The organism is Allocoleopsis sp., assembly GCF_036703385.1.
GTDB lineage: Bacteria > Cyanobacteriota > Cyanobacteriia > Cyanobacteriales > Coleofasciculaceae > Allocoleopsis.
The window spans coordinates 1-17863 of the sequence record NZ_DATNPA010000364.1; the positions used below are offsets into that span (position 1 = coordinate 1).

Annotated in this window: 14 protein-coding genes; 9 read left to right on the plus strand and 5 right to left on the minus strand. The window is 47.2% G+C overall.

Going from position 1 to position 17863, the window contains the following annotated elements; all coding sequences use genetic code 11:
• Positions 1 to 258 precede the first annotated feature (258 nt).
• From V6C93_RS18040 to V6C93_RS18070, 7 genes are all read left to right on the plus strand, one after another.
• On the plus strand, positions 259 to 1245 hold the full coding sequence (locus V6C93_RS18040; RefSeq protein ID WP_333478058.1) for an NAD-dependent epimerase/dehydratase family protein: 987 nt from the start codon (positions 259 to 261) through the stop codon (positions 1243 to 1245).
• A gap of 244 nt (positions 1246 to 1489) precedes the next feature.
• Positions 1490 to 2677 (plus strand): glycine C-acetyltransferase, encoded by a 1188-nt coding sequence (gene kbl / locus V6C93_RS18045; RefSeq protein ID WP_333478059.1) that lies wholly within the window; start codon positions 1490 to 1492, stop codon positions 2675 to 2677.
• 259 nt (positions 2678 to 2936) lie between these two features.
• Positions 2937 to 4235, plus strand: a complete 1299-nt coding sequence (locus V6C93_RS18050; RefSeq protein ID WP_333478060.1) for a hypothetical protein — start codon at positions 2937 to 2939, stop codon at positions 4233 to 4235.
• Positions 4236 to 5426: 1191 nt separating this feature from the next.
• Positions 5427 to 5894: a hydrocarbon-binding protein gene (locus V6C93_RS18055; protein ID WP_333478061.1), complete on the plus strand. Its 468-nt coding sequence runs from the start codon at positions 5427 to 5429 to the stop codon at positions 5892 to 5894.
• A gap of 38 nt (positions 5895 to 5932) precedes the next feature.
• Positions 5933 to 6112 (plus strand): hypothetical protein, encoded by a 180-nt coding sequence (locus V6C93_RS18060; RefSeq protein WP_333478062.1) that lies wholly within the window; start codon positions 5933 to 5935, stop codon positions 6110 to 6112.
• 14 nt (positions 6113 to 6126) lie between these two features.
• Entirely contained in the window at positions 6127 to 6498 is a 372-nt protein-coding gene (locus V6C93_RS18065) for a roadblock/LC7 domain-containing protein (protein WP_333478063.1), read from the plus strand.
• Positions 6499 to 7083: 585 nt separating this feature from the next.
• Positions 7084 to 7710 (plus strand): GTP-binding protein, encoded by a 627-nt coding sequence (locus tag V6C93_RS18070; RefSeq protein ID WP_333478064.1) that lies wholly within the window; start codon positions 7084 to 7086, stop codon positions 7708 to 7710.
• 213 nt (positions 7711 to 7923) lie between these two features.
• Here V6C93_RS18070 and V6C93_RS18075 read toward each other — a convergent pair whose 3' ends face one another.
• From V6C93_RS18075 to V6C93_RS18085, 3 genes are all read right to left on the minus strand, one after another.
• On the minus strand, positions 7924 to 13212 hold the full coding sequence (locus V6C93_RS18075; protein ID WP_333478065.1) for a CHAT domain-containing protein: 5289 nt from the start codon (positions 13210 to 13212) through the stop codon (positions 7924 to 7926).
• A gap of 258 nt (positions 13213 to 13470) precedes the next feature.
• A complete protein-coding gene (locus V6C93_RS18080) occupies positions 13471 to 14232 on the minus strand; it encodes a hypothetical protein (protein WP_333478066.1) in 762 nt (253 codons plus the stop codon).
• Positions 14233 to 14450: 218 nt separating this feature from the next.
• Positions 14451 to 15236 carry a pentapeptide repeat-containing protein gene (locus V6C93_RS18085; protein WP_333478067.1) on the minus strand — a complete coding sequence of 262 codons (786 nt, stop codon included), beginning with the start codon at positions 15234 to 15236 and terminating at the stop codon, positions 14451 to 14453.
• A 267-nt stretch (positions 15237 to 15503) separates the two neighbouring features.
• Between V6C93_RS18085 and V6C93_RS18090 the strand changes: the two genes are divergently transcribed.
• Complete coding sequence (locus tag V6C93_RS18090) at positions 15504 to 16151, plus strand: ABC transporter permease (protein WP_349262753.1); 648 nt, start codon at positions 15504 to 15506, stop codon at positions 16149 to 16151.
• A gap of 66 nt (positions 16152 to 16217) precedes the next feature.
• Here the strand turns inward: V6C93_RS18090 and V6C93_RS18095 are convergent, their stop codons facing one another.
• Together V6C93_RS18095 and V6C93_RS18100 are read right to left on the minus strand one after the other, a co-directional pair.
• Positions 16218 to 16844, minus strand: a complete 627-nt coding sequence (locus V6C93_RS18095) for an ABC transporter permease (protein ID WP_333478069.1) — start codon at positions 16842 to 16844, stop codon at positions 16218 to 16220.
• A 226-nt stretch (positions 16845 to 17070) separates the two neighbouring features.
• Positions 17071 to 17469 carry a response regulator gene (locus V6C93_RS18100; RefSeq protein ID WP_333478070.1) on the minus strand — a complete coding sequence of 133 codons (399 nt, stop codon included), beginning with the start codon at positions 17467 to 17469 and terminating at the stop codon, positions 17071 to 17073.
• A gap of 184 nt (positions 17470 to 17653) precedes the next feature.
• On the opposite strand from V6C93_RS18100, the gene V6C93_RS18105 reads away from it, so the two are divergent.
• Positions 17654 to 17863: hypothetical protein (locus V6C93_RS18105; protein ID WP_349262752.1), on the plus strand; the 210-nt coding region annotated here is incomplete at its 3' end.

The following is a 17863-nucleotide window of genomic DNA, read 5'->3' on the forward strand; positions in this document are numbered from 1 at the left end:
TCTGGGGGAGCCAGAGTTCAAAGTCCCCCCAAATTTTGGGGATTTAGGGGGCAAATACCGCAGGAGATCGCTTAAGTCAGTGCCATTCGTCCTAGGTACGAGTAACAACATTTTTCTGAGAGTGACATAGGATACTGTGTCACTTTCAAAAGTAACTGGAAACAGGCTTACAAGAGCAAAAATAACTGAAATTACAGAGCTTCCGCATAGTTGTCAGCAGACCCTGGATACGATCTAACGCAGAGGGTTCTACTTAGAATGAAAACAATTTTAGTGACTGGAGCTAGAGGTCAAATCGGGAGCGACCTCGTTTCGGCCTTGCGTAGGCGCTTTGGAGCAACACAGGTAATCGAGAGCACTCGAAAAGCCGTGCCACATCTAGAGGGTAACTTGCTTCCGTATGAAGTTCTGGATGTGACGGATGAACACCGTCTCCAGGAGATCGTCGAACACTATCAAGTCGATACGATTTATCACTTGGCGGGTTTGCTATCGGCGAAGGGAGAACAGAACCCGGAGCTTTGTTGGAACATCAATGTCAATGGACTCAAAAATGTTCTCCAGGTGGCTAAATCCCATCAACTACGAGTCTTTTGGCCCAGTTCCATCGCCGTGTTTGGGCCTCATACCCCCAAGCTCGATACGCCGCAGATCACGGTAGAAGACCCATCTACGGTGTATGGCATTACAAAAGTGACGGGTGAGTTGCTGTGTCGCTATTACGCGTATCAATTCGGTGTCGATGTCCGCAGCCTCCGCTTACCAGGGATTATCAGTTACAGTACTCTTCCTGGAGGTGGTACGACCGATTTTGCAGTGGAAATATTCTATGCCGCCCTCAAGTACGGCACGTATACCTGCTTTGTCCGCCCGGAAACCCGTCTCCCGATGATGTATATGCCAGATGCGATCGCGGCTATCCTTCATCTTATGGAAGCAGACTCGGCGTTGATTAAAGTTCGCTCCAGCTACAATATTGCGGCAGTGAGCTTCTCGGCGGAAGAACTTGTTGCTGAAATTCAGAAGTATTTACCTGAATTTACCTGTGATTATGCACCCGATTTCCGGCAGGCGATCGCTGATTCGTGGCCTTGTGTGATTGATGATTCGCGGGCACGAGCAGATTGGGGCTGGAAACACACGTATGACTTGCCTGCGATCGTTGCGGATATGCTGGCGAAACTTGATGAGCGGCTGATGAGGGTTGGACAAGAATCTATGGTGTGTGCGCAAAGTCTCTTTTAAAGAACCACAGAGGCACAGAGGACTCAGAGGAGGAGGAGGGAGAGAGAAGTTGGGTTTTTTGCTTGAACGTGGGTTGGTAGGCAGACTTTAGTTCCACTTGTTGTTAGGTTTTTGCCTAACACAAATACTTGGTAATTCATACCGTTTGGCTTTATTACTTCGACTGTTTAATTTCTCAAATGAACAACTGGCAAGGGTATTAAAATCCAAAATCCAAAATCTAAAATCTAAAATCGTATCAGCTATGTTTGCAACAGCGACTGATGTTTTTGAGTCAATTCTCGACGATATCCACAAATCCGGTTTGTACAAAGAAGAACGACTTTTGATGTCTGGACAAGGTGCTGAGATTGAAGTCCAGGGAGGTCGGGAGGTTATAAATTTTTGTGCCAACAACTACTTAGGACTGGCCAATCATCCTGATGTAATTGCAGCAGCGCAAGAAGGGGTTGCTAAGTATGGTTTTGGTTTGTCGTCGGTGCGCTTTATTTGTGGGACGCAATCGATTCATAAGGAGTTGGAAAGTAGGATTTCAGCGTTTCTCGGTACCGAGGACACGATTCTGTACACCTCCTGTTTTGATGCCAACGGCGGTTTATTTGAAACACTCCTAGATGCTGACTGTGCTGTGATTAGCGATGCGCTCAATCATGCCAGTATCATCGATGGCATTCGCCTCTGTAAAGCCAAGCGGTACCGTTTTGCTCACGGCGATATGCAGGAGTTGGAGCAAGCACTACAAGACTCGCAATCAGCCAAAATTCGCTTGATTGCCACTGATGGGGTGTTTAGCATGGATGGCGATATCGCCAAGCTGGAGCAAATTTGCGATCTTGCCGATCGCTATGATGCGCTAGTCATGGTGGATGATAGCCACGCTACGGGGGTTTTGGGGGCAACGGGACGTGGCTCTATCGAACACTGTAAGGTGATGGGACGGGTGGATATCATTACCAGTACGCTGGGGAAAGCGCTGGGTGGGGCATCGGGCGGCTTCACGACAGGACATAAGCCGATCATTGACCTGCTACGGCAGCGATCGCGTCCTTATTTGTTTTCCAATACCTTAGCACCTGCGATCGCCTACACCAGTATTAAAGTGCTGGACTTGATTAGCGAAACGAACCAGTTGCGGGAACGCTTAATGGAGAATACGTGCTACTTCCGCACCTTAATGAGCGATCGCGGCTTTGACATCAAACCCGGCATTCATCCCATTGTGCCGATCATGCTGTATGACGCGAAGCTGGCGCAGGATATGGCACGCGACTTACTGGAGGAGGGTATCTATGTCATCGGCTTTAGCTATCCCGTTGTTCCCCAAGGTCAAGCTCGGATTCGCGTTCAGGTGTCTGCGGCTCATACGCAAGAGCATCTTGACCAGTGTGTCGATGCCTTTACCCGCATGGGGAAAAAGTATGGCATCATTTAAAGCTTTTTAATCAGTTTCGGTAACTAGCGAACAACGCTCAAATTGCTTTTTTTTAACGCAAAGGACGCAGAGGTTTACGCAGAGGTACGCAAAGTTTTTAGTGCAATACTCCCCATGAGTTGCACACAACAAACAATAAAATCTCTCTTTCCTATTACCTACTACCCATTACCATTTTCAAGACAAATGTCAGTCTCCTCTTCTTTCCTCTCCTCTGTGTTCTCTGTGCCTCTGTGGTTCATTAAAACAAAAAAATGCCATGATTGAAAACCTCCGAGAACGACTGAAAATTCCTCCTGAAAGTTTGGAGGCTATCAACGCTATCCTGATAGCTCCGAACATGCGTGTAATCGATGGTTTCCTGGATGTTGTTGCCAAGTACGGAACTCCGGAGGAGATTAATGCTAAAGCAAAACAAGCGATGGAGCTTGCGACGCTATTTCAACATATAGAACGAACTAAGCCAGAGTATTTGATTGACCTGCAATGGTTACAACAGCAAGTTGCTCAAGGTGCGTTCATCAGTATTGCAGAGTATCGACACAAGGTGCTTGGTAATACAGCCGATAGCCTCACCTTTGCCGATGATTTTGCTGTTACTTTAGAAATCAGTGCCTGCCAGTATTTCCCGTGGGTAATCACAGCTGCCAAACGTGCGATCGCACAACAATCCCTCCTTCCAGGACGCTTTATTCGGGTACGTCAGATGAGGGAACAAGAAATAGATGGCGACTTACCGGCGGTGGCTGCTGCTATGCAGATTCTTGGCGCGAGTTTTGTTGAAACCTTGGATACGAAGGGAACCGATGGCTCAAATGTCCATCTCGGTGGAGTTGAGACTATCACAGGCTACTTCGGTGGTGTCGGTCAGCCCAATGATCACGCTTTACAATGGCTTGACGAGTACTTGTATTATTACACTAACTATGGTGTAAGGCAGGTACTAAATCTTAACCCTGGTACAGTGCTGCTGGGCTATCTTCTCCACCGTCTTGGTGTCGATATCGAGTTCAAAATCTCGGTATTCATGGGAAATGACAATCCTTATTCGGCTCTGTGGACTCTACTCACAGCTAAACTGTTCTCCAGGGATGATGGCAGCTCTCCGTTGATTGGATTTAACTGGAGTAACTCGGTGAACAACGAGACCATCGAGATAACCAGCCAGTTCCGGAAAGCTCTGGATTTTGAGAACGTTGTCCGTTTTGAACATCACATCACGGAAACCTGGAAAAGCATAGTGCGGCAACCGTACAACCGCAGGGATGAGTTGATGAAGCTTGTTGAGTGTGTACCTAATATTTCAGCTAAGCATGAAGGGGGCGATCCGGCGATCGAGCAAACACGCGAACACCCATCGGACATCCTGGACTATTTCCGTGACAAGAAGGAAATTATCGCGGCTGGAGAGTGGGAACACCTAACCTTGAACTTTTTGGACAAGTTGGATGCGGTGAACAGAACAGCGCAAGCTCTAACGCAGCATGGTTTATCGTTTGTAGCTGCCCAGACGTGCCACCCGTTAGAGCGGCGCATCGCTGCATCGGTAGGACATTAACCTTACTATAGCGGGTGCGATCGCTCTCAGACTCCGCCAGGTTTTCGATGAAAAGTTCGGTGTCTTTTTGGTAATCGGCGATCGCTCCTTGGTGGTTTCCTGGCTATACCTTTAATATTGTGTACGGTTAATTCCCCGTTTTACGCGCAACAGCTTATTACAAGCAACCAGTGCGCCTCATGGGTTTGCGATCGTGACTTAGCAACGCTTCAGGTTGTTCGCTCCAAATGTTGCGCGAGTCTTAACGCTCCTTTAGGCATAAAACAGTCTATGGCACTGAAATAACGAGCCGATCCGCCCCCCAACCCCCAATTCTGGGGGAGCCAGAGTTCAAAGTCCCCCAGACTTTTCAAAGCGTAGCAACATCTGGCTTCCCCCTTTTTAAGGGGGAACTCGGGGTCCCCTTTGGGGATAAGGGGGCAGGGAGGGGGATCTCCTTGGGGATTTAGGGGGCAAATTCCGCAGGAGATCGCTTAAGCCAGTGCCATTCAGGCTATACATCTACTAATCATTTATTTTTACGTATGTAGGAATATCTGCAAAATTTTGACTATTTTATTTTTTCTTAAAAACCTAAATCAACTAACCTAAAAAAAATCTTCAATGCTTACAAAATGATTAATAAAACTCTTATGGCTTTAATTAAAGTTAATAAACAGATAAATTGCTTAACTATCAACTCCGCCTGATTTCATCAAAAAATTCTGAAGCTAAATTCCTGAAAAGCTCCTAAGCTAAGGCAATCAGAGAATTCCATCTTCCTGCGATCGCTGAATTATGAAAATTCAAACATTAACCCTAATGGTAGGAAGATCAAGATTACTTTTATTCGTTAATGAAAGCCAAGAACTTCATCAAACTCACATAGAAATTAAGTAAATTACCTCAAGATTGCTAATGACATACAGGAGCAATAGCTGCTAAAAAAGATATGTAATACACAAGCGTAAGACGTTCAGACAAAAGGAGATTTTAATGACCTAAACGAGTAAATAACTCATGGGCTAAAGAAAAATATGGCCTTAGCAGATGAAGATGAATATCTTCAACAAATCCCAGTTAATTAGGGAAATCGATCACTTCAGAAAAGACAGATTATTTCTATACCGATATAGGTATTAGTGGATATCGTCAAAAGTGAGAGTCACCCCTGAATCATGACGTACTGTAGTCCTACATAAGGAGTGGAAAATGCCACTAGATATTAAGCGCGACAAACTTGGACAATTTAATAGCATTGATGCGTTTCGCGCCGTGGTTGAGGGGATGTCAGATGCCTTAGGAGAGAAGGCGGCAGGAGTCGCTCTGGTTGCCGCCGGTCGGATGCGTGGGAAGAAACTCGCCGACGAGTTGGGTTTGAAAGGTGCAACACAAAATTTAGAAGATGCGACCCAACAAATCACCAAAGTTTTGGGTGAAGAAGGCTCTCGTCTATGCATCATTGACAAAATTGAGATAACTGACGATGTGGTCAAGGTCTACACCTCAGAAACTCTCTGCGCTGTCGGTGGCAATGGAACACCGCCCCGGTGTACCTTTACCTTGGGTATTATTTGGGGAATTATGACCGAACTGCTGCAAAAGAAACTCAAGGGCACCCATACCGAATCGATACTCCACGGTGGCGCTTACGACGTATTTGAATTTACTCAGATTTGAGCGCAAGCACATCTCAATAGAGCATTGTTTTGCCATTCGTGAACGGCAAGCAATCTCTTCCCTTTACCTTGTTCATCGAAATACATCTGGGAGGCGTTGCTGCATTAAACAATGAGCGGCGACCTCAAATCGAGAAACTCTCCATTGAATCCGCCGCCACATCAGCAACACCTTTCCCAGAAATACCCATTAACCGAATGCCAATCTTTGATAGTTAAGGAGAAATTGTTCAATGGCAATCAATACTCACAAGCTTGGGATGATTGTACAAAAATTTGTCGCCACCACCCCTGATGTTCAAGGTGCAGCCGTGGTCACCCCAGATGGTTTACCCCTGGCGGCTAGCTTACCCGGTAGCATGGATGAAGAACGAGTTTCTGCCATGTCTGCCGCCATGCTCTCCTTGGGTGAGCGCATTGGTAAGGAACTCTTAGCTGGTATCACCGATCGCATCTATGTTGAGGGTGACGAAGGCTTTACGATTTTGACCAGTTGTGGTGACGAGGCGGTGTTTCTTGTCCTGGCTGGCAAGGAAGCGAAGCAGGGCGTTTTGATGTTAGAAATTAAGCGCACCGTTGCTGACGTTAAGCCCGCTTTGGCATAGTCAGGACTAACACGCTCAATTCTCGCTAAGTAAGGGGGTGCAGTTGGGAACTCTGCACACTGATAGCGTTTGCGATCGCTTGGCGTGAGCACAAGAACCAATTGAACGCTTAGCAGCCTAGGAATCCTTTTATACAAGACAGTTCCTACCCCAAACCCTGCTTTGAGGTCAGTCAAATTTAACACCTCAGAACGACCACGCCTCCTGCAAAGTTTGAAGAGTAAGACTTTAGCAGGAGGCATTAACTCACATCATAGCAATTTCCTAAAGGCTTGCTACAAATACTTTTCTTATTCCCCCCGAACCCAAGGGGGGTTAGGGGGGTAGTCAATGTAGCACTAGTTAATGAAATTGGCATCAGTGGTTGGACGAAACGAGTGGGGCTCTAATTCAGTTGAAGTTATCGCTGTCGCCATAAAAGTTAGGACAGAATAAACGGTTGAAACGACCACGTAGCAGTAATAAACATAAAAGCCTTCTGCCTTCTGCCTTCTGCCTTTTGCTCTATGTGTTCTCTCAACCCCAACTCATCTTTCAGGGTGTAAATCCGCTTAGTTTTTTAGGAGCTTTTATCTAATGAAAATCATGCGTCTAGTAATAGCAGGAGCCCCAGGCTCTGGCAAGTCCACCTTTGTCAGAACAATTAGTGAAATTGAAGTCATAGAAACAGAACGCAGTGCTACCGATCAAACATCCCTGCTGAAGAAACAAACCACCGTTGCCTTTGACTATGGTCGATTTACATTTGGTTCTTCCCTGGAGGTACAAATCTACGGTACTCCTGGTCAAGCTCGCTTTAATTTCATGTGGGATTATTTGATTAAAGGCGCTCACAGTTATATCGTACTCGTGGCAGCGCATCGACCCAATGATTTTCACTACGCTCGCCAGATAATGTCCTATATGAACCAGCGAGTGGGAATCCCGATGATAATTGGTCTAACCCATACAGATTGCCCAGGAGCCTTTTCTCCTGTGGAGATTATGGCGAAACTGGGCTACATGAATCAGAAAAATCGACCCTCAGTTATGAACGTTAATCCCAATGAACGGGGTTCAATTATTGAAATTCTAATGGCTAGCATGGCTCTCGTCGTTGAACGCACTGGTAGCGATCGCTCTCCAAAAAGAGGAGAGTTCGGTCAACCCGGTCAGTCTATGAGCAGGAACACTTATCCCCAACCCAAGTCACTGTTCTCTCGAGGTTATTAAAAACTGCTTGCATCCGTAACTGCTCTTTATACCAAGTTGCGTTCTAATCCGTAACCTTGATAAAGGGAGTGGGGAGTAGGGAGTAGGGAGTGAAAATTTCTTACATTACGTCTTTGACTGCAACTTGGTATTAAACGTCAAATGTCGAGATGAGACCTCATGCATTAGGACTTTTTGCACTCTTAAAGGTAAACGGTAGCTGCACTAGAGACATTACCAAGGATTACCAATCATGGTGAACGCACTCCAGTAGTAGGGATGGGAAAAGTTATGATTTCCCATACGGGCTAAAGAGGGCGGTAAGGATAAACGACCAGCGCTAGTCATCAGCTCCCCCTCCTCCAATCGCACCTCACCTTTGAGCATTGCCACTTGCGTTTGCCGGAGTGCTTCAGCTTTAATCGGGGCTTGTTTCAATTGGTCGTAAAATTCACTCATTAAGCCCAACGTCCCTTCATCACTGACATACCACAAACTGCCTAAAACGGACTTCACTCCCGCTTGCGCCGCTAACCCCGCAAATCCCAGTTCTATCTGTTCATTACCTAAAGCTGTACGACAAGCACTCAAAACTAACAATTCTATGGATGGTTTCTTTAATGTCAGCTGCCGTAACTGGTCTAGGTGCAGTTGGCTCTTCCATAGCTGAATGTAGGAGTTTTTGGGATTATTGAGGTTAAACTCGGCATGGGTAGCTAAATGGATAATGCCATAGGGTGCAGCATTACGTGCTGCTCGAAGATTTTCCAGAGTAAAGCTGTCATTCAGGTAGGATTTTCCTGACCATAACTTGCCAACAATGGTCGATAATTCCATTGGCACAGCGGGTAAGGGACTTTGAACCACAAATTTTGAAGCCCCCATTGCTAAAACAGACGTATTCTTTACCTCTACATAGCGAGTATCGGTGAGCGCAAACGTGGGCATTAAACCGACACTATATCGTTCTATGATGAAGTTTTTGCCGTCATGCATCGCCGCCAAGGGGATACTACGCAATCCAGTGTCCATGATATAGACCAGATTCTGGATGTTCTGCTGCTGTAAGTCACGTTCCAGAGGAGCCGTTAACCATTGATACATCTGTTGAGCTGGGACAAGGAAGCCCGAACGGTTAGTGCGATCGCTCACTTGGCTACGAAATTCCTCTGCCATGTGGATGACTTCGGCTCTAGTGGCATTCACGGAATGGCGAATGGGATTGCCTTGGGCTGTAATCAGAATTAGCTCTAAGCGATCATGCTGGGAAGCTGTTTGGCTAAAGCTGCCTTCAAGATTCAGGGAACGCAACATATTCGATTGGATTCCTGCTTGCCCTGCACCTGTGATTTCTTGAGTGGTGCTGGGGAGTGGAGTAATGGTAGAGGGCACAAATACTGCATAAATAATGGCGGGTTTGATACCTGTTGCACTCTCGATTTGGCGTAGTCTGTTCTGTACTTCGGAGAGAGTGATGGGTTGAGTCTTACCCAGTCCCAGAGCTTGGGTAAATTCGTTGCTAAATGATTGGTCAATCTCCAACGTTCCCAAGTCTTTGTTTTGAAGCGACGGTTGTCTCTCTGATTGTTCTTGAGATGAGAGTTGCCTAATAGGAATAGGTGGCTTACGAGAAGTGGAGGGTTTGTCAGGAGGAGTGGAAGATGAATTCGGTACGGTGGGAGATGGAGTCTGTAGCGCGGAAGATGAATTCGGTATGGTAGAAGATGAAGTTGGTGTCGTGGCAGGTGGATTCGGTACGGTAGAAGATGAAGTTGGCAGCGTTGGGGGTGGGTTAACACTAATAATCCGAATATTGCCTTCTGTGTGAGTGAAGGGAAAGGAGCCAAGCGAAGTAATTCTGAACTCGCCACTGCTCAGCGCTCCCGCTGTGCCGTTGACAGTAGCATCTCCGACCACAAACGGAATGAGGCCACGACCCCCATGTCGAATAGTAATGTCCCCACCATGATGACCGCCAAGGGTGGAAATACTGACCAATTCGCCGTTGGCAGCCCTAAAGGTATCGGTGGCTCTAAACAGTTTTTGAGTGCTGATATCTACAGTACCGCCTTGAGTTCCCCCTTGGGCGTTAATTGAAGCGACTTGAATATCACCGAAGGGGTCAATCGTGACATTGCCACCCTTACCAGAGACCCCAAGGGTGTTGATTTGGCCCGTCGTAATTTGAGTCAGAGCTTCCAGGGTGATGTTGCCACCATTGATCGCGCCCGAGGCGTTGAGGTTTCCGGTAGTAATCGCTCCGCTATTACTCTTAACCGTAATGTTTCCACCCGAAGTCTTGGTAGAGCTAGAGTTCAGCGTCCCTGCGCTTGTATTGATATTACCGAGGAGACTGGTTAGGGTAATATCTCGACCGGGATTGATGATATCGCTTGTGGTAATCCCGTGACTGGCTAAGAGGGTAATCGTTGCGTTGTTAGTGCCGGTTAAGGTAAACCCTGCTGTGTTGATTGAACCATTGCCAACCGGCGATCGCAAGGTAACTGGAGAATTAAACGTTGTATTCCCAGCCAGGACAATTGCACCGCTCCCCGAAGCACTGCCGATGGTGATGCTGTTAAACCCAGGCTGCAAGGCGGCGATATCCCTAGCTATCAGATCCAGCGTACTCAAACCATTATCGATAGTACCGCCCAGGATGATCGTGCGATCGGGAGTAAAGGGCGAAATCATTAAATTCCCCGTGCCTGATACAGCTTGGGTAAAGTCAATGCCGTTTGCAATCAGAGTTAGATTATTCGCCCCTGCTGCCAGAGTGTTGTTAAAGCTTAAATATTTTGGGGATTTAATCGTTGTATTGCCAATCAGTGTCACGGGATTCTTGAAGCTGTATCCCCTGGCAAAGCTATAGTCACCGGCGAGCTGAATCATTCCAGTGCTATTGATGGCTAAGCTGCCGAGTGGCACATTGTTGCCGATTCCATTAAAGGTGATGGTGCCAGTGCCTGAATTTAAGGTTAAGTTTTGCGCCTCAGCCGTAGTTCCATCCACGGAGTTATTGAAGGTTATATTACCGCTGGATGTCTGCCCGGTTGTATTAATGGTGAGATCGGGGCTATTGAGCCTCACATTACCAGTCAAGCTGAGATTGCCAGCGGTTTGGGTGCGACTGGAGGTATTGATTTCACTTCCGCTCAAAGTGATGTTACCTCCAATTGCATTGAGGGTAACGTTACCACCGTTGCCGCTACTGCCAAAGTTAGCTTGAGAGCTAGCGTTTATTCCCACAGCGCCACTGATGCTAATATCATCACCTGCAACGAGTGCGATCGCACCTGCATTCCCCGCATTGCCAGACGTTGAACCCGCGAGCGACTGGGTAACAATTCCCTCTAAAGGAGTATTGACACGAATGCTTCCGTTCGGAGCATGGATGGTTAAACTTCCCGCATTGCCAGCATCACCAATCCCATCCAATTTATTCACGATCGCGGGCAGGAAAAGCAGGTTTGTGGAAATGTCTCCTTCCGTTGTCGTCAGAGTGATATTCCCAGCATTGCCAGTTCTGATACCGGAGCCATTAACCTGAGAGCGAGTATCAATCACATCGACGGTAATACCCTTACCTGCATTGAGAATAACGTTCCCCCCATTGCCAGGAGACGCATTAGAGTTTCCTGGTGTTTGGGAGTCGGCTTCGATCGTTCCGGTAATGTTAATCGCCCCCGAAGCATTCACGGTAATATTCCCGCCATTGCCCGCGTTGCCAATACCCGGTTCGGAGTCTGCCCTGAGACTAACGGCATTAACGTTACCATTGGTAGCAGTCAGATTAATATCACCGGCGGTGTTACCCGCACCATCCATTGTGAATGTAGCGATCGTTCCTGCGCTGATACTCGCCCCTGAAATGGTGAGATTTCTCCCCGCCGCTGTAAGGGATTGGGTTCGATCCATCGAAAACGAGCCAACCTGATTATTATCAGCATCTGCCTTAAAGGTAATGCTTCCACCCGGACTGGCAAAGTTCAGGGACAAACCAGGAGCGATCGTAATGTTGTTCGTAGCCTCTAGAATAATATTTCCCGTCTGAGCTTCAAGGACGCCAGCAGAGAGGGTAAAGTCCACTGCGCCCCCATCTCCGGCGAAAATGGCTCCCGCTGGGTCATTGGCATTGGGAACATTGGCGTTGAGTTGGTTATCGTTGGCACCTGTGGGGACAATCGTGATATTCGTCGGGTCGAACAGAATCGTGCCATCCAGCCCGTGAGTCGCGCCGACATTCACCAATCCCTGAAAGGCCAGGTCGCCCTTACTCGATATTTCTACAAAGCCTCCGTTCCCGGAATGGATACCGCCACGGGCGCTGGCTTGACCGGAAAAGCCTGTTACTTGGTCTGCCCAGACGAGTACACGACCGCCATTTCCATTGAGTAAAGCATCTGCCTGGATAATGGAGTCAGCACTCACGAAGGTGCGAGATGCACTGGCTACAGTTTCTTGGCCTGGAAAACCACCACCAATCCTTACGGTACCGCCGCCATTCACACCAGAGGTGTTGAGGTTGGCACTCATCACAGCTACTTTGTCACCTAAAATATTGATGCTGCCACCGATTCCGACACTGGAGGCATCGAGAGTACCAGACGCGATCGCAAAGCCGCTGCCCGAAGGGAGCATCGCGGTTCCGCTATCAGTTGGGAGAGTCATCCCCGAATGCTTTAGCGTCACAGTACCTGCTGGGGAAACAACCAGCCCTGTTTCTACCTCTGCTGCTTCTCCCGTCAAAAGAGTGGGTAAATCTAACGGCGTAATCGACAGGATTTGTCCATCCTGATTTCTGGGTGCTGCAATCTCCAAACTCAGCAAGTGTCCGCTTTGGTTAATCTGAACCCGATTCTTACCCGGTACAGATGCAATGGTAATCGTTCCTCCAGGAGCAGTGAGTTGTCCCGTATTGATGACTGTACCCCCCACTAAGCTTAAGTTTTGTCCGGGTGCAACCGTGAGATTAGCCGCATTGATTAGGCTTCCCGGTTGAGCCGAGTCAAAGGCAAACTGGTTGGGAGTCCCAATTAAGAGTTGGTAGTCATTACCCCCAACAGCGTTAAACCAAGTCTTTCCTCCAAAGCCAATGGCAGTAGCAGTAGTAGCAGTAAAGTCAGCAGGTACATTCAGACTCGCCTTGGTACCAAAAATAATTCCAGCCGGGTTGAGCAAAAATAAGTTAGAGTTGCCCCCGGTGACTTGTACTAGACCATTAATAATTGAAGGGTCACCCCCAACAACCCGCCCCAGAATATTGCGAATAGAAGGCTGAGAGAGGAAGTTAGCAGTCTGGCCTTCTTTGAGTCCAAATTGTTGAAAACTATGGAAGAGATTGCCTCTATCTTGAGATAGAGAACCGCCCTGAATATTAAATTGATTGCCCTCAGGAGTAACAATTGTACCCGTGCCGTCAAGGGCGCGTTGAATCTCCTGTGCGTCTAAGGGCTGTTGAGAAAAGGCAGCAGTTATGCTGAGGGCTGCAAGTGCTAGGCTAACTTGTTTGATGCATGACATCGCTTCACCCCGATTCTACAGAACTAGCGACAAAAAGTTCCTAGCCCCCTCTATAATACTGAGGCTCAATATAAATTTATTAAAAAATTTACGGCAGATATTTTACGAGTTTTATGACCCCTTTTTTGGTGGAAGGCAGAAGGCAGAGGGCTCCAGGACAGAAGGGAAAAAATACTTGAGCCGAAAACCGGGTTATCAAGGCGGATTTGGTATGAGAGGCTAAGACAAAGGGAGCTTCAAATAACTGCTGGGCTCGCTCTAAAACAACAATTCACTCACTAATCGCCCTGAACTCAGCCCTAATAAACAGGTTCCCGCCATGATCAGGAAGGTATGGGATTTACTGAAGGACTTGAGTAATTCCTTTCTCGCCTTAGATACAGCCGCCACTACAAAACCAGCCACAGCCCCAGCCATAGCCCAAGTCCAAACGGGAACCCCAGCAAAAATTCCAATTCCAAAGCCAACGGCTATCCAGACTATACCCCCAATAACCACCCCAGCCAACGCCTCAAATACAAACCAAGCCCAAGCCCAAGCCCAAGCCCAAGCTGCAACCACAGCCACAATCAAAGACTGACCCGCGTTCATCGCTAAAGCCACACGTCCAGCCACCGATCCAAATACGAACCAAGTTACAGCTCCAGTCAGGGAAAAAACTATAGCCGTGATCGCGGTGCCAAACCGCCCGCGAGGCAAAGCAAAAGCGACATGTCTGGATACAGCCCAAAGTACAAACCAAGTCAAAGCCCCAGCCCCCAAAGCTCCAGCCACAGCCCCAGCAGATCCAGTGCCAGCCACAACCACAAATCCAACCCAAGCCACAGGTGCAAGCCCCACCCATGCCCCAACCCAAACCAAAGGCAGCAGTTTCGCCCAAGACCCAACGGCCTCAGCTAGAACAAACGCGACAGCAAAGGCGATCACCCAAAAGGGGGTATTCACAAAAAAGAAGCCGGCTGTGGCGTACCCCAAGAAGCTGATTAATAGCTCACTTTCAGGAATCGATCTGCGTTTCATCCTTCATCCTTTAAACTTCAGACTTCTTTAGTCAAGCTGGCTCCTAGAACTTTAGAGATATTTGCATCCAAATCACTTGTGTTTAACTTCAAAAGATTGAATAACTAATAAGCACAGACGTGAAATTAGACATAATACCTGAATTTTTCCAAGACTCTATAGGAGTGACTTGGGGTGAAATCCATTTGGCTGTATTTGTGCCCATCTGCTCCGCACCTCTACAAACAATCTTGATTTGATACTTTTCCATCGGGCATTGTCGTTTTACAAATGAGGGCGCACCTCAAATTCGCCCCTCCCAGGTTGGCACAACTTAGGTTGGCACCGAATAGGTTTGCACTTCTCAAGTTGGCAGCCATTAAGTTTGCTCCACTTAGATCAGCTCCGCTCAGGTTAGCGCTCCTGAGATTGGCACCGAACAGGTTAGCCTCTCTGAGAAAAGCGTGATATAGGTCAGCTTCTCTTAAGAGGGCACCGCTCAGGTAAGCATGATACAGATCAGCATGTCCTAAAAGCGCACTAGTCAGGTTGGCATGATATAAATCAGCACCGCTTAGAATTGCGCTGTTCAAAATCGCACCACTGAGGACGGCACCACTGAGGATGGCACCACTGAGGACGGCACGACTCAGGAAGGCACTACTCAAAAGCGCACCACTCAAGTCGGCTCGGCTCAAGTCAGATCGACTCAAGTCGGCTCGACTCAGAATAGCACCTCTTAGGTTGGCATCACTCAAATCGGCACGAATCAGGTTGGCTTCAAACAAGTCAGCTCCTCTGAAGTCGGCACCCCTTAGATCGCGATCGCTCAGGTTAATTCCTTCTAAATTAGGAACATCAACGCATCTCTCTCCTGCTGTATAACGCTCCAAAAGCTCACTAGCATCCATATGTGTGTTTTGAGGAGTTGACTTTAAGTGGATTGTCCCAAAACCCAGTCCCAGACTTAAACAGCCGTAATTGTTGCTCCAGGAGTTAGCACCCCATTCCCCTGAATTTGTCACTGGATGCTGGGATTATAGAGGGAGAGCGTGTCCAGAAATTCCTTTTTTTAGCTGAAATTAAACCTCTGTGCAATTGTTGACTCTAATATATGAGTGCTGGCTTTCCTAACAGCCATTTTTGGTATTTAAATTTACAATTCGTGCCTTGAGTCATTTTAGTATCCCCCATAAAGCACTTTGACTGTACTCAAAATAACTAAAAAAGGTCTAAAAGCCAAAATACAGTTTTTTTTAAAACTTTAATGAAGTGAAGAAATGATAGAATTTATGGAACTTTTAGCTAAGGCGCTGGAATATTGTACCAGCAATTTAGACAAATTTCTTCTAGCTTTAGCGCAGCATTTGTTACTAGTCGGGGTACCACTGGCGATTGGCTTAGGTTTGGGTTTACCGTTAGGGTTTCTCAGCTCGCGATCGCCCTGGGCTTCGACTGTATTAATTAACACTTTTAATGGATTACGGGTGATTCCCAGTTTGGCTATTTTATTTGTTGCCATCCCTTATTTTGGACTGAGCTTTACCTCAGCGGCGATCGCACTTACACTATTAGTCATGCCCCCCATTCTGATCAGCACAGATGTTGCCTTTCGCAGCATCGCTCCCGCCATTCAAGAAGCGGCAAAAGGAATGGGAATGACATCAGTACAAATCCTACGGCAGGTGGAAATTCCTTTAGCCTTGCCTGTGATTATCGCGGGTATCAAGACAGCAACTGTGGAAGCGATCGCTAGCGCCACCCTCGCTGCGTTTATTGGTGCTGGGGGATTAGGTAGCTTTATTGTGCTTGGTTTCGCGCTCTACGACAAGGCAATTCTCCTAGTCGGAGCCATTCCTGTCGCCATTTTGGTACTGGTTGCCGAGGTGAGTTTGAATGCGCTCCAACAGTCTTTACAGCCTCCCACCACGGGAGCTTGAGCATGATTATGCATAATCTTCTCATCTAGCTCCCTCCGTTTCTTAATCCTGCAACTTGAATGTCGATTAGCTTATTTTCCTTGCTGGGCTAGATATCCACTCGCATCCCAGTAGGATGACATTGAGTACAAATGCTAAGAGTGCCACTACAATTGCACCCGCAAAAATTTTATCGTCACGATTTTGGGAAACACCATCAAATAGCAGTACTCCCAATCCCCCAGCACCGAACTTTGCGCCGATGGTTGCGATCGCAACTGCCACAATCGTCGCTAGACGCACACCCGCTAAATAAATCGGTAAAATCAGCGGTACCTGTACCTGCCACCAGCGTTGCCAAACATTCATCCCCATACCGCTTGCGGCTTCTAGAATGGCAGGCTCGATCGCTTTGAGTCCAACAGAAAAATTTCGTACCAAAATCACTTGGGTATAGATAATCATGGCAATGATGACTGACTGACGAGTTAGCCCAAACAGTGGAACTAGTAGGATAATCAGTGCCAGACTCGGTATGGTGTAGAGGGTTCCGAGAAACCCCAGGATTGGGATACTGAGCCAACGGTAGTTAGTTATGACTAATGCTAGTGGGAGAGCGATCGCGATCGCAATCAGTACGGCTAAGCCTGTCATCTGAAGATGCTCTAGTACTAATCCAAAAATGACTCCAGGATTTTTAAGGATATAGCTCATGCCAATGCCAGGATTTTGAATTAGAGTTTTTAACGAATAGATGGCGGAGGGACTGATACTAAGTTGCCATCAAAAATAGTACATAGAGGGAGACAAGGGAGATAAGGAGGACGAAGGAGAGAGAAAGTACTACCTATGACGCAATTTGGTATGAACCCTCCACGAAAACAGCCAACAGCATCATTCTATTCGCCCAGTTCTTCGCACCATAACGTAGCGTTCATTCTCAGCTTTTTGGCAGCATTGCCAAAATCTGAGCCACAAATTCTTGCTGATCGATCACCGGTTTGGGAATGTAGCCATCCGCGCCACTCAGCTTGAGAAAGTTTTCGCGATCGCCCTCCATCACGCTTGCGGTTACTAGGATGACTGGGACTTTCGCTGTTTGAGGATTGGCTTTCAGCATTTGAGTAATCTGGATGCCATTCATCGCCTTACCCTGGTAGCGACTGTTACGCAGATCGACATCCATCAGAATAATATCCGCTTCCCCGGAATCGACAATTTGCATTACCTCTTGCACATTTTCAGTATGCTTCACCGCTAAGCCGCCTCGCCTGGTCAAAATCTTAGAAAAAACGATAACGTTGGACGGCTCATCTTCTACAATCAAAACAGTTCTCATGGGAATTTTATCCTTATAACTAATTTCAAATCCAGATAATTCCAGCATGACAATCGCACAGTAGCGTTATGTTTGAATAATGTTGGAGTAATGTTTGAGTTTGGTCAATTTACCAAGAAACTTTACAGAATCTTTAAACTTCATCAACTCTTTACACAATTTCCAAAGGCTTCTTAGGTGGACGATGGCAAGACAATCCCTCTCGGCATCTGAACAAGGTATTAGGCAAGCTAAACAGGCTTTCAGGCGAACGGAATTGACTCAGGCGCTGCTGGCGGCTGAGCTAGGTCTCAAGACTCGCTATTCAATTTGGAAATTTTTTAAGGGAGAGTCGGTTGAGCTTTATATCTTTAAAGCAATCTGCTTCCGGCTTCGACTGGACTGGGAGGAGATT